The sequence below is a fragment of the Mesorhizobium japonicum MAFF 303099 genome, from assembly GCF_000009625.1.
GTDB lineage: Bacteria > Pseudomonadota > Alphaproteobacteria > Rhizobiales > Rhizobiaceae > Mesorhizobium > Mesorhizobium japonicum.
Genome location: NC_002678.2, coordinates 2,997,494 through 3,015,891, shown reverse-complemented (window position 1 = coordinate 3,015,891; position 18,398 = coordinate 2,997,494). Strand labels below are relative to the sequence as shown.

General features: G+C 62.5%; 19 protein-coding genes and 1 tRNA gene. 14 read left to right on the top strand and 6 right to left on the bottom strand.

The window, feature by feature from the left end; translation table 11 throughout:
- Nucleotides 1–8: 8 nt before the first annotated feature.
- From MAFF_RS15750 to MAFF_RS15740, 3 genes are all read left to right on the top strand, one after another.
- A complete protein-coding gene (locus MAFF_RS15750) occupies nt 9–371 on the top strand; it encodes a cell division protein ZapA (RefSeq protein WP_010911917.1) in 363 nt (120 codons plus the stop codon).
- A gap of 165 nt (nt 372–536) precedes the next feature.
- Nucleotides 537–1,196 carry a peroxiredoxin gene (locus MAFF_RS15745; RefSeq protein WP_010911916.1) on the top strand — a complete coding sequence of 220 codons (660 nt, stop codon included), beginning with the start codon at nt 537–539 and terminating at the stop codon, nt 1,194–1,196.
- Nucleotides 1,197–1,338: 142 nt separating this feature from the next.
- The gene (locus tag MAFF_RS15740) at nt 1,339–2,211 is read left to right on the top strand and encodes an MBL fold metallo-hydrolase (protein ID WP_080511870.1); all 873 of its coding nucleotides are present in this window, start codon (nt 1,339–1,341) and stop codon (nt 2,209–2,211) included.
- Between the two features lie 83 nt (nt 2,212–2,294).
- Here the strand turns inward: MAFF_RS15740 and rpoH are convergent, their stop codons facing one another.
- Both rpoH and MAFF_RS15730 read right to left on the bottom strand, forming a co-directional pair.
- Nucleotides 2,295–3,206 (bottom strand): RNA polymerase sigma factor RpoH, encoded by a 912-nt coding sequence (gene rpoH, locus MAFF_RS15735; RefSeq protein WP_010911914.1) that lies wholly within the window; start codon nt 3,204–3,206, stop codon nt 2,295–2,297.
- 211 nt (nt 3,207–3,417) lie between these two features.
- Complete coding sequence (locus MAFF_RS15730; protein WP_032933831.1) at nt 3,418–4,473, bottom strand: RluA family pseudouridine synthase; 1,056 nt, start codon at nt 4,471–4,473, stop codon at nt 3,418–3,420.
- Between the two features lie 25 nt (nt 4,474–4,498).
- Between MAFF_RS15730 and MAFF_RS15725 the strand changes: the two genes are divergently transcribed.
- The 3 genes from MAFF_RS15725 to MAFF_RS15715 all read left to right on the top strand — a co-directional run bounded on the left by MAFF_RS15725 (nt 4,499) and on the right by MAFF_RS15715 (nt 5,508).
- Nucleotides 4,499–4,882 (top strand): hypothetical protein, encoded by a 384-nt coding sequence (locus MAFF_RS15725; protein WP_010911912.1) that lies wholly within the window; start codon nt 4,499–4,501, stop codon nt 4,880–4,882.
- A gap of 53 nt (nt 4,883–4,935) precedes the next feature.
- Nucleotides 4,936–5,343 carry a VOC family protein gene (locus MAFF_RS15720; protein ID WP_010911911.1) on the top strand — a complete coding sequence of 136 codons (408 nt, stop codon included), beginning with the start codon at nt 4,936–4,938 and terminating at the stop codon, nt 5,341–5,343.
- 90 nt (nt 5,344–5,433) lie between these two features.
- Nucleotides 5,434–5,508, top strand: a tRNA-Glu gene (locus MAFF_RS15715).
- Nucleotides 5,509–5,619: 111 nt separating this feature from the next.
- Here the strand turns inward: MAFF_RS15715 and MAFF_RS36640 are convergent.
- Both MAFF_RS36640 and MAFF_RS15705 read right to left on the bottom strand, forming a co-directional pair.
- Nucleotides 5,620–5,823, bottom strand: coding sequence for a hypothetical protein (locus MAFF_RS36640; protein WP_157865999.1), 204 nt, complete (start codon nt 5,821–5,823; stop codon nt 5,620–5,622).
- Between the two features lie 332 nt (nt 5,824–6,155).
- Nucleotides 6,156–6,548 carry a hypothetical protein gene (locus MAFF_RS15705; RefSeq protein ID WP_193364008.1) on the bottom strand — a complete coding sequence of 131 codons (393 nt, stop codon included), beginning with the start codon at nt 6,546–6,548 and terminating at the stop codon, nt 6,156–6,158.
- A gap of 80 nt (nt 6,549–6,628) precedes the next feature.
- Here MAFF_RS15705 and MAFF_RS15700 point away from each other — a divergent pair, with 80 nt between their 5' ends.
- The 4 genes from MAFF_RS15700 (at nt 6,629) to MAFF_RS15685 (ending at nt 10,164) form a co-directional block, all read left to right on the top strand.
- Complete coding sequence (locus MAFF_RS15700; RefSeq protein ID WP_010911909.1) at nt 6,629–7,117, top strand: hypothetical protein; 489 nt, start codon at nt 6,629–6,631, stop codon at nt 7,115–7,117.
- Between the two features lie 903 nt (nt 7,118–8,020).
- Nucleotides 8,021–8,602: a VOC family protein gene (locus MAFF_RS15695; RefSeq protein WP_010911907.1), complete on the top strand. Its 582-nt coding sequence runs from the start codon at nt 8,021–8,023 to the stop codon at nt 8,600–8,602.
- A gap of 28 nt (nt 8,603–8,630) precedes the next feature.
- Complete coding sequence (locus tag MAFF_RS15690) at nt 8,631–9,524, top strand: glutathione S-transferase family protein (RefSeq protein WP_044548372.1); 894 nt, start codon at nt 8,631–8,633, stop codon at nt 9,522–9,524.
- A 268-nt stretch (nt 9,525–9,792) separates the two neighbouring features.
- Nucleotides 9,793–10,164, top strand: a complete 372-nt coding sequence (locus tag MAFF_RS15685; RefSeq protein ID WP_010911905.1) for a hypothetical protein — start codon at nt 9,793–9,795, stop codon at nt 10,162–10,164.
- Nucleotides 10,165–10,194: 30 nt separating this feature from the next.
- Here the strand turns inward: MAFF_RS15685 and MAFF_RS15680 are convergent, their stop codons facing one another.
- Nucleotides 10,195–10,410 (bottom strand): hypothetical protein, encoded by a 216-nt coding sequence (locus MAFF_RS15680; protein ID WP_032931973.1) that lies wholly within the window; start codon nt 10,408–10,410, stop codon nt 10,195–10,197.
- Between the two features lie 369 nt (nt 10,411–10,779).
- On the opposite strand from MAFF_RS15680, the gene MAFF_RS15675 reads away from it, so the two are divergent.
- Nucleotides 10,780–11,016: a hypothetical protein gene (locus MAFF_RS15675; RefSeq protein WP_010911904.1), complete on the top strand. Its 237-nt coding sequence runs from the start codon at nt 10,780–10,782 to the stop codon at nt 11,014–11,016.
- A gap of 27 nt (nt 11,017–11,043) precedes the next feature.
- On the opposite strand, the gene MAFF_RS15670 is transcribed toward MAFF_RS15675, so the two are convergent.
- Entirely contained in the window at nt 11,044–11,397 is a 354-nt protein-coding gene (locus MAFF_RS15670; protein ID WP_244420797.1) for a hypothetical protein, read from the bottom strand.
- Between the two features lie 183 nt (nt 11,398–11,580).
- On the opposite strand from MAFF_RS15670, the gene MAFF_RS15665 reads away from it, so the two are divergent.
- The 3 genes from MAFF_RS15665 (at nt 11,581) to pstC (ending at nt 18,396) form a co-directional block, all read left to right on the top strand.
- Entirely contained in the window at nt 11,581–15,756 is a 4,176-nt protein-coding gene (locus MAFF_RS15665; protein ID WP_010911902.1) for a PAS domain-containing protein, read from the top strand.
- A gap of 532 nt (nt 15,757–16,288) precedes the next feature.
- Nucleotides 16,289–17,344 (top strand): phosphate ABC transporter substrate-binding protein PstS, encoded by a 1,056-nt coding sequence (pstS, locus tag MAFF_RS15660; protein ID WP_010911901.1) that lies wholly within the window; start codon nt 16,289–16,291, stop codon nt 17,342–17,344.
- A 68-nt stretch (nt 17,345–17,412) separates the two neighbouring features.
- Nucleotides 17,413–18,396, top strand: a complete 984-nt coding sequence (pstC, locus tag MAFF_RS15655) for a phosphate ABC transporter permease subunit PstC (RefSeq protein WP_010911900.1) — start codon at nt 17,413–17,415, stop codon at nt 18,394–18,396.
- Nucleotides 18,397–18,398: the final 2 nt, after the last annotated feature.

The following is an 18,398-nucleotide window of genomic DNA, read 5'->3' as shown; positions in this document are numbered from 1 at the left end:
GCTGGCCCATGGCACAGGTCACGGTTTCAATCGACGGCAAACAGTATCGGATGGCTTGCGACGAAGGCCAGGAAGAGCATCTGATCGATCTCGCCGAACGCTTCGACCGCTATGTCTCGCATCTGAAGGATTCCTTTGGCGAAATCGGCGACCAGCGGCTGACCGTCATGGCCGGCATCATGGTGATGGACGAACTCTCGGAACTGCAGAAGCGCGTCAAGGGCATGGAAAGCGAAGTGCTGACCTTGCGCAAGACGCGCGACGAGGCACTGACCAAGGCTGACAAGAGCGACAGCGTGCTGACCAACGCGCTTGGCGCGCTGGCGCAGCGCATGGAAGATCTCGCCACGTCGCTGGCCGTGAAATCCTAGTCTTTCGCGACGCCGACAGCGAAATTTCTACATTCCCCAGGAAAAGGCGAAAATTTTTCGCGGCCTGCATCACTGCCGGGTGGCCTCACCGTTTTGAACGTCGCCGATGGAGTGGTAAAAAGGGTGGCAGACCGCCAACGGGCGGCATTCACAGGGGTAGGAACCATGAGCCTTCGTATCAACGACATCGCACCGGATTTCACCGCCGAGACCACGCAAGGGACGATCAGCTTTCACGACTGGATCGGTGACGGCTGGGCGATCCTGTTCAGCCACCCGAAGAATTTCACGCCGGTCTGCACGACCGAGCTTGGCACGATGGCCGGGCTGGAAGGCGAGTTCAAGAAACGCAACGTCAAGATCATCGGCATCTCCGTCGATCCGGTTGCGAGCCACGACAAATGGCAGGCCGACATCAAGACGGCGACCGGCCAGACGGTGCATTATCCGCTGATTGGCGACAAGGACCTCAAGGTCGCCAAGCTCTACGACATGCTGCCCGCCGGCGCCGGCGAGACCTCGGAAGGCCGAACGCCCGCAGACAACGCCACCGTGCGCTCGGTCTATGTCATCGGACCGGACAAGAAGATCAAGCTGGTGCTGACCTATCCGATGACTACGGGCCGCAACTTCGATGAGATCCTGCGCGCGGTCGATTCCATGCAGCTCACCGCCAAGCATCAGGTGGCGACACCGGCAAACTGGAAGCAAGGCGAGGACGTCATCATCACCGCCGCCGTTTCCAACGAGGATGCGATCAAGCGCTTTGGCGCCTTTGACACCATCCTGCCTTATCTCAGGAAAACCAAACAGCCGTCCGCCTGAAACAGGCGCCGGAACGGCTTTTGCCTTTCCCACCCAGGCGGGCCAAGTCATGCTTGACTGGCCTGCCTCGGTGGACAACCATGCTCCTGTTGGAGCTTGGCGGAGAAAATCGTTCCTGTCGGCTGGGTTGGGGGAGTTCGGCTTGGAATTGGCTTTGGCAAGACCTGAGGTCAGGGGCTTTTACGACAAGCCGACCGGAGCCATTCAATATGTCGTCACCGATCCGGCGACAAGGCGCTGCGCCATCATCGATCCGATCCTCGACTTCGATGAGAAATCCGGTGCGACGGGAACGAAGAGCGCGGATGCCCTGCTCGATTTCGTGGGGGAGAACGGACTGGAGCCCGAGTGGATCCTCGACACCCACCCGCATGCCGATCATTTCTCGGCCGCGCACTATCTGAAACAGAAGACCGGGGCGCCGACGGCGATCGGTAACAGAATCGTCGACGTCCAGAACCTGTGGAAGGCGATCTATAACTGGCCGGATTTTCCCGCCGACGGTTCGCAGTGGGACAGGCTGTTCAGGGAAGGTGAGACCTTCCTGATTGGGACCCTTCCGGTCAAGGTGCTGTTCTCACCCGGACATACACTGGCTTCGATCACCTATGTGATCGGCGACGCCGCCTTCGTGCACGACACGCTGTTCATGCCCGACAGCGGTACGGCGCGGGCGGATTTCCCCGGCGGGAGTGCCGCGCGGCTGTGGCGCTCGATCCAGGAGATACTGGCGCTGCCCGATGAGACGCGCGTCTTCGTCGGCCATGACTATCAGGCCGGCGGCCGCGAGCCCTTGTGGGAGAGCACGGTGGCCGCGCAGAGGGCCAGCAATATCCATCTCGCTGCCGCGCACAGCGAGGCCGAGTTCGTGGCGCTGCGCGAGGCACGCGACAAGACATTGCCGATGCCGCGGCTGATCCTGCACGCGCTGCAGGTCAACATGAATGGCGGCCGGCTGCCGGAACCGGAAGCCAATGGCCGGCGGTATCTGAAATTTCCGCTGGATGGGCTTTGAGGCGATCGCCGCGACACCCCGCGTACGAAAAAGGCGGCGCCAGTATCCTGGCGCCGCCTTGATGTTTTGTCGCCGAAGCTGGCTTAAGCCGCCGGCTGCGCCTCGATGGTGCGCAGCGCCTGGGTCTGGCGCTTGGCGGCGGCCTTGACCGCATCCTGCACCTTCTCGAAGGCGCGCACCTCGATCTGGCGCACGCGCTCGCGGCTGATGTCGAACTCGGCCGAGAGCTCTTCCAGCGTCAGCGGCTCCTCGGCGAGGCGACGGGCCTCGAAGATGCGCCGCTCGCGCTCATTGAGCACGGCAAGAGCGCCTGACAGCATGCCGCGCCGATTCTCCAGCTCGTCCTGCTCGATCAGCATCTCTTCCTGGCTTTCGTGGTCGTCGACCAGCCAATCCTGCCATTCGCCGGATTCGCCTTCCGTCGCCCGGATCGGCGCGTTGAGCGAAGCGTCGCCTGACAGGCGGCGGTTCATCGACACCACCTCTGCCTCGGTAACGTTCAGCCGCGTGGCGATCTCGGCGATCTGGTCGGGCTTCAAATCGCCGTCATCCAGCGCCTGGATCTTGCCCTTCACCTTCCGCAGGTTGAAGAACAGACGCTTTTGGTTGGCGGTCGTGCCCATCTTGACCAGGCTCCACGAGCGCAGGATGTATTCCTGGATCGAGGCCTTGATCCACCACATGGCGTAGGTCGCGAGGCGGAAGCCGCGCTCGGGTTCGAATTTCTTGACGGCCTGCATCAGGCCGACATTGCCTTCCGAGATCACCTCGCCGATCGGCAGGCCGTAGCCGCGATAGCCCATGGCGATCTTGGCGACGAGCCGCAAATGGCTGGTGACGAGCTTGTGCGCGGCGGACGTGTCTTCATGCTCGGCATAACGCTTGGCGAGCATGTACTCTTCCTGCGGCTGAAGCATGGGAAAGCGGCGGATTTCTTCCAGATAGCGGCTGAGGCCGCCTTCGCCGGAAACAATACTAGGTAGTGACTGGGCCATGATAGCGCCCCCTCTCTATTGGAGTGATGCCCCCGAAACGCGGCAGGCATGTGACGCGAACACCAAAAGGCTCGCTCGCGGCATACAGTCTTATACAGGAACAAAACCAGAAAAGACAGGCATTTGTTCAACACGAAACAGTGTGTCACGCTGAAGTGAACAATGCCAGTCAGGTTTTTTGATGGCTGGTTTCGAGATGTTGATGGCAGGTTCAGAGATTGCGAAAGCCGCCGACGAGTTCCTCCATGTCCCTAGGTATCGGCGCCTCGAACCTCATCGTTAAATGGGTATCGGGATGGCGAAATGCAAGGAGCCAGGCATGCAAAGCTTGCCGGGAAAAAGCCTTGACCTGACTTTTCAGGGGTTCCGGCAGCCGGTTGGCCTTGGTGCGGAACGCCTGGCCGTAGTCGGGGTCGCCGATGACCGGATGGCCGATATGGGCCATATGGACACGGATCTGATGGGTCCGGCCGGTTTCCAGCCGGCATTCGACCAGGCTGGCGGTGGCGAATTCCTGCTGGTTTTCGCCAAAACGCTCCTGAACGGCAAAGTGGGTGACGGCGTGGCGGGCATCGTCGCGGCCTTCCGGCACCACGGCGCGGCGCACCCGGTCGGCGGCGCGGCCAAGCGGCGCGTCGACCGTTCCGGTCGGCCTCTGCGGTATGCCCCAGACCAGCGCCAGATAGGCGCGTTCGAGATCGCCGGTCCGGCCGTGATCGGCGAAGGCCTCCGACAGCGCCTTGTGGGCGCGGTCGGTCTTGGCCACCACCATGACACCGCTGGTCTCCTTGTCGAGACGGTGGACGATGCCCGGCCGGCGCACCCCGCCAATGCCCGACAGGCTGTCGCCGCAATGATGGATCAACGCGTTGACCAGCGTGCCGGTCCAGTTGCCGGCACCGGGGTGCACGACAAGTCCCGCCGGCTTGTTGATGACGATCAGCGCGTCGTCCTCGTAGAGTACATCGAGCGCGATGGCCTCACCCTGCGGCGCGGCCGGCTCCGGCTCCGGCATGGCGATAGACACGCTTTCGCCTGCGGACATCTTGCGCTTGGTCTCGTCGGCCGGCTTGCCGTCGACGCTCACGGCGCCTTGCCTGATCAGCATCTGCACGCGGCTGCGCGACATATCGGGGCCGAGGCTCGCGGCCAGCCATTGGTCGAGGCGCTGGCCGGCCGCATCCGCGCCCACCACCAGCACTGTCGGCTCGGCCGCCATGAATCGGTCCTCTATCAATTCGGGGGCCTCTTCGTTATGAGCGCTCATCGAAAACCGTTCCGGAATATTTGCCATGGCCCGGCCCGATGCCGACGAAGATCAGGAAAAGCCGCTCGACCCCGAGGTCGAAAAGATGCGTGGCAAGCTCGTCCGCTTCATGGCCATCAATCTCGGCCTGCTGTTGCTGGCTCTTATGGTGGTGATCGCGGCGATTGTCTACAAAGCCCGCAAGGCACCGCCGGCAAGCCCGCCGCTGGCGGGCGACATCCAGGTGCCGGCCGGCGAGCCGCTCAGCGGCGACATCGTGCTGCCGGTCGGGGCGAAAGTGGTCAGCCAGTCGCTATCCGGCAATCGCATCTCGATCGACGCCGAGCTTGCCGACGGCGGCCGTGCGATCTTCGTCTATGACATCGCCGAGCGCCGCCTGATCGGGCAGTTCGCAATCCGCACCAAATAGGCCGGCGGCAATGCAACAAACAAGTCTGTCGCAGAAATGAACAGGCCTCGGGCATGACAGGCTTCGCCGGAAATCGTCGTGTTGCAACCGTAGCGCTGGTCGTCGCCAACTATGACGAGGCGATTGCCTGGTATGTCGGCAGGCTGGGTTTCCTGCTCCTCGAGGATGTCGATCTCGGCGGCGGCAAGCGCTGGGTCACGGTCGCGCCGGCCAATGGGCAGGGCGCCAGGCTGCTGCTAGCCGAGGCGTCCGATGAGGCGCAGAGGCAAAGCATCGGCAACCAGACGGGCGGCCGGGTCTTCCTGTTCCTCGAAACCGACGACTTTGCCCGCGACCATGCGGCGATGCTGGAAAAGGGCGTCGAATTCCGCGAGGCACCGCGTTTCGAGCCCTATGGCACGGTCGCGGTTTTCGCCGATCTGCACGGCAATCTCTGGGATCTGATCGAGCCGAAACGGTAAAGCGTGGGCGGCTTTTTGTTCGACACAGCAAAGCCGCCGAACCCCGGTTGCTTTTTCCGAGCCGTCAGCCTATATCGCCGGTTCTTGAGCGCGCCCATCGTCTAGCGGTCAGGACACCGCCCTCTCACGGCGGGAACAGGGGTTCGATTCCCCTTGGGCGTACCAAGAGACTCAATGATTTAACTGAGTGTGGATCAAAACCGTCGAGCAACGGTCAAATAGGCTGTCTGGGGAATACCGGCCAGGGGTTGCCCTGATGGGAACTGCGGGCAGCGGCTAGGCAGCTGGCGTCCCCTTCGCCGTAACGGCGCGGTGGATCTGCTCGGTCAGGCTATTGTTGACCTCGATGAGCCGATGCACCTCTTCCTGGATTTTCAAGAGCGCTTCGGCGTCCTTGTAGGTCTGCAGCGCCTGCTTGTCCGAGGCGGCGGCCGAAACCTTTTGGCCAACCATGATTACCGACAGCAGCACCAGCTGCAAAAAGTTTGTGCGATCCAAGCGATCAGCGTCGCAACTCCACCCTGGATGGCAACCGGCAAGCTGATGAGGGCGATCCCCGCAAAGACATAGGCGCACCACATCGTGCCAACAGAGTTCGTGATGACGAGAGCGATTCTCCCGTTTAGGCCCAATTGCTCATGCCGGGTGAAGTCCGACCTTCTCGCGTTCCTTAATTCGCGGATTGGGAATGTGTTCGACGTTCACGATCGGCTTTTCCATGATTGAGATCATGGCCGGCTGATACCGGAAACACAAGTCGGCCACGCGCCGAACCTGGCGCCTAACGGTGAAGGGCGCAGATGCCCAATGGACTACCTATAATAGTACCTGTGGTGGTGGTGCCTGTGGTGGTGGTAATAGTGTCTATGATGGTAGTAGTACCGGTGCGGGTAGTAGTACCTATGCGGGTAGTAATAGCGGTGGTAGTACCTGTGGTGATATCGGTAGTATGGGCGATATGGCTCGTAGTACGGGCCGCCGTAGTAATCGTCGCTATAGCGGTAGGGGAAAGGGAACCCTCCGAAACCACCATAATAGCCGCCGAAGGGCGAAAAGAGAAACTGCGCCTGGGTCGGCGAAATGACGGCGGCCGTGGTAGCAAACGCGAGCACGGATGCGAGTATCAGCTTCCTCACGGTTACCTCCATCGGTTCGATTGTAAATAACGCGAACGCCGGTCGAATCGTTCCTCTCCTTATGCTCATCCTTATGCTCAGGAGTGGTCTGGCCGCTCGGGTGAATCGCCTCCGTCACGTCGCTCGCCTTGCGCGAGGAAGGCACAGGGATGATGATGACAGCTGCAAGGCTTCCTCGGTCGTATCGATCGAGGAAGGCCTGCGCCGACGTCCAAAGGCCTGCCAAGATAGATGTTGCCTTCATGATCGACTCACCCAAGCGTCAAGACGGCTATCCCGAAGAAACCATCGAGCAGGGTTTTCAGGCAATCGAGGCGCGCAGAGTTCCCTTGCCCAACGGCTACCGACAGGGTGTGATCTCCGCGATCACCGTATTGCTGGGCTTTTCGCTTCTTTTCCTGCGGTATTGGAATTTCGAAGCTGATGGCGGATGGACGGCCGCCTCGATCCTGGCGACGCTCCTGCTCGCGCTGGCCATCGTCCTCCAACTCGTCGCATTGTGGCGTTCGCTGCTGCCGCGCGACGACGACGAGCCGGTCTATCAGGTCACGCTGCGCTGGTTCCTCGCCTCGATCATCGCTCTGCTCGCGGGGGTCCTGCTGGCCGGGCTGACCGCTTCGCACGTCTTCAATCTTTGATCGGGGCAATTCCGGGCTGCTCGACCATCGGCTTTTACGCCGCAAGGTCGTCCGTTGATTGCACGGAAAAGCCCCGCCGACCGGGAGTCAAGCGGGGCCCTTGGAGTAGCCGCAAAGGGGACTGGCTTCGGACTACTCATTGATCCGTAGGATCATCATCAAATGTAGTCCTCGGGATGAGATGCCGCATCGGCCGAATAGATGAAGGAAACAGCCTTATTCACATTTCAGGGCCATCCTCTCTACAATAGAGAGAGCCTGGACAATACTTGGGGGCGCATCCGCGCGGATTGTGTTTGGCCGTTGGCGAAGCCCGCGATAGCCGGCGGTCCGCACGCCCGAATCCCCCCAATTTAAGTCAGGCCGCGACGCTTGAAAGCGCAACGATCTCTGTTACTTACGGCGTGTTGGGATGGCATCCGCGGCAGCGCGGATTTGGGTTGGGCAGAGTTGGAATGGCGTCAGGAAAGATTTGCGCGCGCTGCCATGGCGGCGGCAAGGTGTTTGACTGCTCGAGATGGAGTGCGTCGAAAGGCCATTGCTGTCCGCAAGGGACGCATCAGACCAGTTGCCCGGGGAAAACCCTCATTTGCACCGAGTGTGGCGGTGTGGGGATGATTGCGGAAGCCGAGTACAGGGCCGTCGCCTAGTCCTGGCTTCGGCAGGGCGCGATGCGGTCGGCCTTGGCGTTGCACTCGTGCCTCATCACTTGGATGGATCCTGCAGCTTTGCGGCCACGAGCGGTTCGCCGTCGCGCAACGATGGGACTTGCCGCTTCTGGCGCGGCGGGGCCGATTGCATTAGCATCATGTCATGGATTTCGAGGCCCGGCTCAGGCGGCGCACAGACCGCCGAGTGCCAGGCGGATCCTGACGGGCAATCGATGCCGCGGGGAGAAGGCCAATGCAGAAACTGCAAGCACAAGGCGTCCACCACATCACGCTGGTCGGCGCCGGGCGCCAGACCTCGATCGATTTCTGGGAAGGCGTGCTCGGCATGCCTTTCATCTTCGAGCAGCCCAACCTCGACAAGGCCAGCGAGAGCCATCTCTATTTCGATCCGGGCGACGGCCGGCTGATCACCGTCTTCACCGATGAGAGCCGCACGCCGCAGAAGCGGCGCACACCAACCGATCCGGGTTGCGTCCACCACATCGCATTCGCGGTCTCACGGGTCACCTTCCTGCAGGCGGTCGCCCGGCTCGACGAGCGCGGCATCAAGCACAGCGGCGTCAAGGATCGCGGCTTCATGGATTCCATCTATTTCGAGGATCCGCTTGGCCTTTTGATCGAACTCGCCTCCTACCGCTTCGAGCCGCCGGCGGGTTTCACCCATGCCGATGTTCTGATGCAGGCGCACAGGCTGCGCGTCGGGCGCGGCGACTACAACATAGCGGAAGTGCATCTCGCCGATGCGATCCAGGTGCTTGTCGAAAGCTCCCGCGCGACCTTGTCGGACGACCGGGCACCGAAGAATCCATACTGACGGCCAACAAAACAGAGGGAGGATAACAATGGCAAAGACAGTGACCAAGAGCTCTGGGAAATCAGTTGCCCAGGCAAAGGCGAAAGCAGCCGCGAAGCCGGCGATGAAGGCAGCCGCAAAGGCCGCGCCGAAGGTGGCCGCGAAAGCCGCGGCAAAACCGGCGGCGAAACCGGCGGCGCAAAAGTCGGCGCCCAAGACCGCCAAGGCCAAGTCGGCGAAAAAGCCGGCGTTGAAGCTCAGCATGCTGAAGCCGAGCGTCAACAACATGACGGTGCGGGTGTTTGCCCGCGCGGCCGGGTTCGACTCCGCCGAGACCGACGCCTGGGGCCACACGCGTTCGCCCGAATATCTGGCGCGCAATCCGGCGCATCTGACGCCTATGATCGAGGACAAGGGGCTGCCCAGGGGCGTGCTTTGGGAAAGCTGCGCCATCATGCAGTATCTCGCCAACAAGCACGGGCTGGAGAAATTCTATCCCAAGGCGCCAGCCAAGCGGGCGATGATCGACAGCGCCATGTTCTACCTGATCGGTACGCTCTACCCCTATGTGGCGCGCGCCACCTATCCGGCGCTGGGTTTTCCGCAATATGCCGGCGAGGTCGGCCACAGCGATGCCCATCCCGACAGGAAGTCGGAGGCACAGAAGGCCGCGATGGCGGCGATCGCCGAACCGCTGGAGGTCTTCCACAGCTTCTTCAGGGACGGCAAGCCGTTCATCGGCGGCAACAACCCTTCGATCGCCGACATAAGGCTGGCGGCGACGCTCGAATTCCTGGCGGTCATCGACTATGCGCTGCCCAAATGGGCGCAGGAGTACATGGCGGCCATCGAGAAGAAGCTCGGCAAGGCCTATGCCGAGCCGGCCGGCGACGTTCGCGGCTATATCGCCTATGTGCGGTCGCAGGCGAAGGCTTCGGCTTAAGGATTCGTTAACCAAAGCCCTGTCTACTGGCGGGAATTCACCACGCGACCACGGATGTACTGGCGCAATATCGGTGGAAGGAAAGGTCGGCTCCGTGCCGGCCTTTTTGCCTTTTGGACCCATGCCGGGACATCGCGCGACGGTGATAGGACCGTGCCGGAGCATCAACTTTTTGCGTCGGGATATTGTCATCGCCGGTGTTGTACCTAACATCCCGTTCAGCGGATCCGGCTTGGAATGCCGGCCTGGAATGAGATGAGGGCTTGCGATGAAATGCGTGGCGGCAATGCTGATGAACGCCGGTGGAATGCTGGCTGGGACGCTTCTCCCGTCACAGGCAGCCGTGCTCAACACAATGGATGATGTCGGGGACGCGATCCAGGCGTGCTGGACGCCGCCGGCGGATGCGGGGAATTCGACCGTAACCCTGAGTTTCAGCTTCAAGCGTGACGGCTCGCTGATTGGTCCGCCACGGCCGACCGCCGCCAAGGTGGCCGGCGATGACAAGGCGCGAAAGGCGTACATCGACGCCGCCATCGCCGCCGTCAAGAATTGCACGCCTCTGAGTTTGTCACCGGCTTTGGCGCAAGGCATTGGCGGCAACGTTTTCACGTTGCAATTGGTTTCCCCGAAGAAATAGCGGCCGGCACTGCCCCTTCTGAGCCATTGCTCAATGGCTCAGGCGTCGAACCTCCGCATGCCGTGCCAGGTCCGGTGTCTCGAAAACATAGTCGCTCCAGGCCGATTCAGGGATCTGCCCGGCCAGATAGCACTCAAGCAACAGGTTTTCCTCGGGATTGAGCGGTCGTGGCGCGCGCTCGTGATCCAACCCGAGAGAATGAAAAAGGTTTCTTGTCAGTTCCGACACCGTGAAGTGGATCGACATCTGCGTTCTCCCTGTGCCTTCAACGCGGCAGTCAGGCAAAGGTTTCAGCGTCAAGCTTCGGTCACGCCGGCTTGATCGCCCCCGGGGGGAACCACGGCGCGGCAGTTCCGATAGCCGGCGGTCCGAGCTCTTTGTCGCGGCAACCCCGCAGTCCGGCACCGAGGCCTCGGGTGCCGCTCAGTTGCAGTCGATCGAAGCCGGTACGCGGCCGGTGCGCGTGGTCGGCCCGGCCTTCTTTCCGGCTGAATGACCTCTCTACCCTCCGCATTCCTGGGATAACAGGCTGCAACGAGCGTAGCGGGCTCTGGGACCATCTGGAACGGAGGGGCGCTCACGGCGTTGTGATCGACAACAGCCGGGAGAAACGCCATGGCTACGTTCAGGGAAATGCGGGTTCTGGAGATCGTTGAGAACGGTTCCCTGACCCATGACGAGAAGGTCGCCGAACTGCGTGAGATCGAATCCGAGGCGCGCGGCCTGCAGCGGGCCGCGTCGGAGAGTTCCATGGATGATGATGACGGCTGGCAGGACGATCTACGCCAGGTTCGCCTTGCGCTCGACAAGCTTGGCGCGAAGGAACCGAAGAAGGGCGCGGCATCGCTGTAAGGCCGCGGGGAACTTTCCTGAATTGCCCTATTCGCAGACCATGCGAACGCGTTCGCCTGGCGCGCTTACGTTCCTGCATGCCAATTGCTTTTCCGGGTCCGACGGTGGGGGAGGCGGCGGTAAAAATCGCGTCTGATGCCGTCTGTGCGTGGCCGGTTTCGAAACCCTGCGTTCGGAAAATTGTGCGGGCGGCTGCGGCGACACCGGAGAGGCATCGTTGTCGGCCGGCGGCACGTAGTCGACATTGGGCGGCGGCCGTTCCCAGAAGCGCCTGGCGTCGAGCGGCCGCGGGATGATGACCGTGCCGTCATAGCTGCGCGCACAGCCGCTGCCGAAAAGCAGCGCCACGCCCAGCAAGAAAGGCCCTATCCGTCGATACATTAGCAACACCCCTGCGCGGGCTTATAACGCGGCCTTGGCCTGCCCGACAACCGGACGGAATAACGCAGGAAGAGCGTGCTGGTTGCGCCGTTAAGGTTAGCGGATCGTTAATGCTTCTCGGGCACATTCCGCCGACGAACCGCGGAGGGAGGGTTCGGCCTTGATTTTCGGGGTGGGGACAGGATGGCGGAAGCGGACGAAGCAATCGGCGCGCGCGGCAAGCGTGGGCCCGACAAGCCGGTGCATCGCGGCGACGCACCGCCATGCGCGGACAGGGATTCGCCCGACGCGCTTCGCCAACTGCTCGAGGCGGGCTCGGACTGGATCTGGGAGACCGACGCCGAACTGCGATTCTCCTGGCTTTCACCCACGTACCAGGCGGCCACCGGTATCGATCCGGCTGATGTGCTGGGCCGGTTCCGCTTCGATTTCCTCAACCAGGACCTGAAAGGCAGCCGCAGCGCGGCGGCGCATCTGGAGGATTTGCAGGCACGCCGGCCGTTCCGCGACTTCGTCTACGAACTGAAGGCGGGCGGCGCCGACTGCCGCTGGGTGCTGACGTCTGGCTTCCCACGGTTCGACAACGAGGGGAAATTTGCCGGCTATCGCGGCATAGGCCGCAACGTCACCACACTGGCCGGCGCCTTCGAAACCGTGGAGCAAAACCCGTTGTCGGGCAGCGATCCCGACCGGCATCTTGCCGATCTCGAGCGGACGATGGACGCCATGCACATGGGCGTCGTGCTTCTCGATGCCAAGCTCGACACGCTGATCGTCAACAAGGCCTATCGCGACCTGTCCAGCATTCCGGATGGTGCCGTGACCGTCGGCGCTCCGTTCAGCCGGTTGATGGAACTCAACCGCCGCAACGGCATCTATGGCGATATCGACGAACAGCAGTGGCAGCGCTATCTCGCCAGCCGTATCGAGGAGATTCGCGCCGGCTCAGTCGCGCCTCGCGAATTTGTCCATGCCAGCGGCAGGACGATGATGTTCTCGGTGACGGCGCTGTCCGGCGGCAAGCGGCTCTTGACCTATTATGAGGTCACCGAACTCAAGCGTCGCGATGCCGAGATCGAAAGCGCCAACGCCAAGATCGCCGAGACCTTCGTCAATCTGCGCACCATGGTCGATGAGATGCCGATCGGTGTCCTGGTCCTCGATGCCGATATGCGCGCCGAAGTTATCAATAGCGCCTTCTATGACTTCTGGAGGATCGATCCAGGCCGCGCCGGGATCGGCTCGGCCTTTCGCGAACTGATGGAAGCCAGCCGCGCCATCGACCCTTACGGCGCCGATGAACTTGCCTGGCAACGTCATACAACGGAACGCGAAGCCGAAATCAGGGCCGGCGTCGCCGGCTCCAAGCAATTGCCGCACAATGACGGGCGCACGCTTGTCGCATCGCTGGCGCCGCTGCCCGGCGGCAAGCGGCTCATCTCCTATGTCGACGTCACCGACATGAAGGGGCGCGAGACCGAGGCACAGGACGCGCGCAAGCATCTCGCCAGCGTGCTGGAATCGCTGCCGGCCGGCGTCATCATCTACGACCGTGACGACAAATTCGTCTTCGCCAACCGCAAGCTGCAGGACACGCTGCCAGCGCTGAAGCCCTTCTGGCAGCCTGGCTGCAGCTTCCGCGAGGCGTTGGAATTCGGCCAGTCGATCGGCTATTTCCGCTCGAGCGGCGATGCCGGGATCGACAGGCTGTACGAGGTCGAACCCGAGCACTGGCTCGACAGCATGCTGGCGCGCTACCGCTTGCCAAATTCTTCCTACGAGCGCCTCAATGCCGATGGGCGCTGGTACCAGGTCTACGACATGCGCACCGATGACGGGACGTTCATCGGCGTGCGCGTCGACATCACCGACATCAAGAGCCGCGAGGCGGCGCTGCGCGACTCGATGCGCCAGATCGATCTCTTCCGCCACGTCATGGACGAGTTGCCGGTGGCCGCCTTCATCAAGGCGCAGGATTTGAGCATCGAGTTCGTCAACAAGGCCTGGTGCGCGCTGACTGGCATCGCCAAGGAAGACGTCATCGGCCGGACCGACCGTGAGCTGTTTGGCACGCAAGACGCGGAAGGCTACAGCCATGACGACACCCAGGTCGTGGTAACCGGCAAGGGTATTGAGGTCGAGGAGCCTGTCACCCATCGCGACGGCACGGTGCGGCAGTTGATGACGCGCAAGAGCCGCCTGGTGGCGACAGACGGATCGGTGCATCTGGTCGGCTCCAGCACCGACATCACCGATGTCAAGGCGCGCGAGAAGGCTCTGGAAGAGAGCATGCGCGAAAACGAGGTGTTCCGCAGCCTGATCGACAATGTACCGGTGTCGATCTACGCCAAGCGCTCCGATCTGAGGCAGTTCTATGTCAACAAGGGCTGGTGCGATCTGACCGGTCTCAGCAGGGAAGATGCGATCGGCAAGACCGACATCGAGATTTTCGGGGAGGACGGCGAGGCTTTCGTGGCCGGCGATCTGGCCGTGCTGCGCACCGGCGAAACCCAGGAGGTAGAGGAGACGGTGCGGCTTGCCGACGGCAGCGTCAGGCATCAGTTCGCGCGCAAGGGCGCGATGATCGCGTCGGACGGTTCGCTCTACCTGATCGGGTCAACCACCGACATCACGGAACTGAAGATGCGCGAGGCGGAACTCAGCGAGGCGCGCCAGCGCGCCGTGCTCGCCGACCGCGCCAAGTCGGAATTCCTCGCCAATATGAGCCATGAGATCCGCACGCCGATGAACGGTGTGCTGGGCATGGCCGAACTCCTGGCCAAATCCAATCTCGATCCCAAGCAGAAGACGTTCACCGACATCATCGTCAAGTCGGGCAACGCGCTGTTGACCATCATCAACGACATCCTGGATTTCTCCAAGATCGATGCCGGCCAGATGGTGCTCGATCCGGCGCCCTTCAATCTTGCCGAGGCGATCGAGGACGTGGCGACGCTGGTGTCGACACGCGCCAAGGAAAAGGACCTCGAACTCATCGTGCGTGTCGAGCCGAGGCTCGAAAGCCTGTTCGTCGGCGATGTCGGCCGCATCCGGCAGATCGTCACCAACCTGCTCGGCAATGCGGTGAAGTTCACCGACGAAGGCCATGTGCTGGTCGACGTGACCGGTGAGAGGGTTCCGACCGGAACCAGGCTGACGATCTCGGTCACCGACACCGGGATCGGCATTCCCGAGGAGAAACTGAAGCTGGTGTTCGAAAAATTCAGCCAGGTCGACACCTCTTCGACACGGCGGCACGAGGGCACCGGGCTTGGCCTTGCCATCACCTCACGGCTGGTCGAACTGATGGGCGGCACCATCGGTGTCGAGAGCGCCGAGGGCAAGGGCTCGACCTTCTGGTTTACCGTGACGCTGCCCAGGGCCGGACAGCAGAACGGGCAGCGCATCATGCCGGTGGACGTGACGGGAGCCCGCGTGCTGATCGTCGACGACAATGCCGTCAACCGGGCCATCCTGACCGAGCAGATGACCTCGTGGACGTTCGATTCCTGTGCGGCCGAAAGCGGCGCGGAGGGCCTCAAGGTGCTGATCGCGGCCGCCGCCTATGGCGTGCCCGTGGATTGCGTCGTGCTCGACTACCAGATGCCCGAGATGAGCGGCGCCGAAATGGCGCGCATCGTGCGCAACACCGGAGGCCTCGCCGACACGCCCATCATCATGCTGACCTCGGTCGACCAATCGCTCGCCAACACCAGCTACCGCGACCTCGGCATCGACGCCCAGCTAATCAAGCCGGCGCGCTCCTCGGTGCTCCTGGAGACGCTGGTGGCGACCATCCAGCGCCATCGCCACGCCACGGACAGCCACGCCGTCCAGCCGCTTGCAGCCGAAAGGCCTGATGTTCCACAGCCGCCGCCGCTGGCGCTGTCCGAACAGCGCGCGCAATTGCAGCCGCCCCCGGTTCGGCCCCGGCTGCCCGCCACTGGCGGCGACGGACACAGGCTGGATATACTGGTGGCCGAGGACAATGAGGTGAACCAGATGGTCTTCACCCAGATCCTCGGCGAGACCGGCTATGGTTTCGAGATCGTCGGCAATGGCCGCAAGGCGCTAGACGCTTTCGGCAAGCTCAATCCGTGCATGATCCTGATGGATGTCTCGATGCCGGAAATGAGCGGGCTCGAGGCGACCGCCGCGATCCGTCAGCTGGAGCAGCAAACCGGCACACACGTGCCGATCGTCGGCGTGACAGCGCATGCGCTCAAGGGCGATCGCGAACGCTGCCTGGAGGCGGGCATGGACGACTATCTGCCCAAGCCGATCAGCCCCAGGGCCTTGCTGGAGAAAGTCGAGCGCTGGCTCGGCGCCGGCCGCCAGGTCCAGCGCAACGCGGGATAGCTGCGCGTCGCCCGATTCCAGGGGTCCGAAGGGGCAAACCGAGGGAATCAATCGCAGATCTGCTGCTACCCCTGCGTGCAATGCCTATGGTGCGATCGCACCATACCAAAGGCGGCGCCGAGCCGGGACAATGGCAAAATCGAATTCCGCCCTTGCAGTTACGGGCGGGAGCAGCGACCGCCGGCAAGAAACAGCGTCAACCTACCCCAACGGACCTGTTTTTGGCGATGGCCCGGCCATGACACGCTCTGGCCTTGAGCAACGCGCTCCCGTCCGGATTTTCTTCATCTGAGAACGCCCCGTCGAATCGGGCGGCGGCTCCGGCCGGCGGATGGCTCAAGTCCCTGATTCCGGGCGCAAACTCGGGTCAGGCCACGGCCACCCGACGCCACCGCCTTTTCCAGCGCCGGCGACGCGTTACCGGGCTGACACGAAACTGTCATGCGACTGTAATAATCGAGGGCTATTGGCCTCAGCGGGCGCTGGTTAGGAATGGCGCCGAGAGACCATCTTCCGAACAGGAGCAGGCCACATGAGACATTTCATCCGCTCGGCGGCCGTTGCGATCGCAATGGCTACAGCGTCTACCTTCACCCTTTCCGCAGCCATCGCAGCTGACCTTTCCGGCGCTGGCTCGACCTTCATCTATCCGGTGTTCGCCAAGTGGGCCGACACCTACAAGAAGGACACCGGCGTCGGCCTCAACTATCAGTCGATCGGTTCGGGCGGCGGCATCAAGCAGGTCATCGCCAAGACCGTGACCTTCGGCGCCACCGACAAGCCGATGTCCGATGCCGATCTGGAAAAGAACGGCCTCGTGCAGTTCCCGATGGTGATGGGCGGCATCGTGCCGATCGTCAACCTCACCGGCGTCAAGCCGGGCGAACTCGTCCTCGACGGCAAGACGCTCGCCCAGATCTATCTCGGCGCCATCACCACCTGGGACGATGCCGCGATCAAGGCGCTGAACCCCAGCCTCACCCTGCCGTCGACCGCGATCGCCGTCGTGCATCGTTCGGACGGCTCGGGCACCACCTTCAACTTCACCAACTATCTGGTAAAGCTCTCGCCCGACTGGAAGGACAAGGTCGGTTCGGACACCGCCGTCGAATGGCCGACGGGCGTCGGCGCCAAGGGCAGCGAAGGCGTTGCCAACACCGTCAAGCAGACGGATGGCGGCATCGGCTACGTCGAATACGCCTATGCCAAGCAGAACAACCTGTCCTACTCCAAGATGCTGAACGCAGCCGGCAAGGTCGTCGAGCCGTCGCTCGAATCCTTCGGCGCTGCCGCTTCGAATGCCGACTTCAAGGGCGCCAAGAACTTCAACGTCATCATCACCAACGAGCCCGGCGACACCACCTGGCCGATCGCGGCCTCGACCTGGGTCCTGATCCACAAGGCTCCGGATGATGCCGCTGCCACCGGCGAAGCCCTGAAGTTCTTTGCCTGGGCCTACAAGGACGGCAAGGAAACCGCCAAGGCGCTCGACTATGTCTCGATCCCCGACAGCGTCGTCGACCTGATCAAGGCTTCGTGGAAGGCCGACATCCAGGCCGGCGGCAAGCCCGTCTACGCCGGCGAGTAACATCCTGCGAAGGAGCGCCGCGCCCGCGGCGCTCCTTTTCTCATCAACTTGAAAGAGCCGAGCTTGACATGAGCGCTGTCCAGGAAGCCTTGCCAGCCGTTAGAAGTTCGCGCGATGCCACCGTTCGACGGTTCGCGCTGACCGACGCAATCTTCCATGCGACAACCCGCGCCGCCGCGATATTGGTGCTGGTCCTGCTCGGCGGCGTTGCGATCTCGCTGTTTGCCGGTTCCTGGCAAGCCCTGTCGACCTTCGGCTTCTCCTTCCTGACCAGCGAAAGCTGGAACCCGGTGACGGAGAAGTTCGGTGCCCTGGCGCCGATCTACGGCACCGTCATCACCTCGGCCATCGCCATCCTGATTGCCGTGCCGCTCGGCATCGGCATCGCCATCTTCCTCACCGAACTTTGCCCGCGCCCGCTGCGGCGCCCGATCGGCATGGCGGTTGAATTGCTGGCCGGCATCCCTTCGATCATCTACGGCATCTGGGGCCTGTTCGTGCTGGCGCCCTTCCTGCAGACGACGGTGCAGCCCCTCATCATCAGCATGTTCCACGGCATTCCGGGCCTCAACGGACTGTTCGCCGGTCCTCCTTATGGCATCGGCCTGCTGACCTCGGCGATGATCCTGGCCATCATGATCCTGCCTTTCATCACCTCGATCACGAAGGACGTCTTCGATACGGTGCCGTCGGTGCTGAAGGAATCGGCCTATGGCATCGGCTGCACGACCTGGGAGGTCACGCGCCGCGTCGTCATTCCCTACACCCGCATCGGCATCATGGGCGGCGTCATGCTCGCTCTCGGCCGCGCTCTCGGTGAAACGATGGCGGTGACCTTCGTCATCGGCAACGCGCACCGCATCTCGACGTCGCTGTTTGCGCCGGCAACGACCATCTCGGCGACCATCGCCAACGAATTCACCGAAGCGGTCGGCGATCTCTACACGTCCTCGCTGGTTGCGCTCGGCCTGATCCTGTTCGTTATCACCTTCCTGATCCTTGCCATCGCCCGCTACATGCTGATGCGCATCGACGCCCGCACGGGAGCCTGACC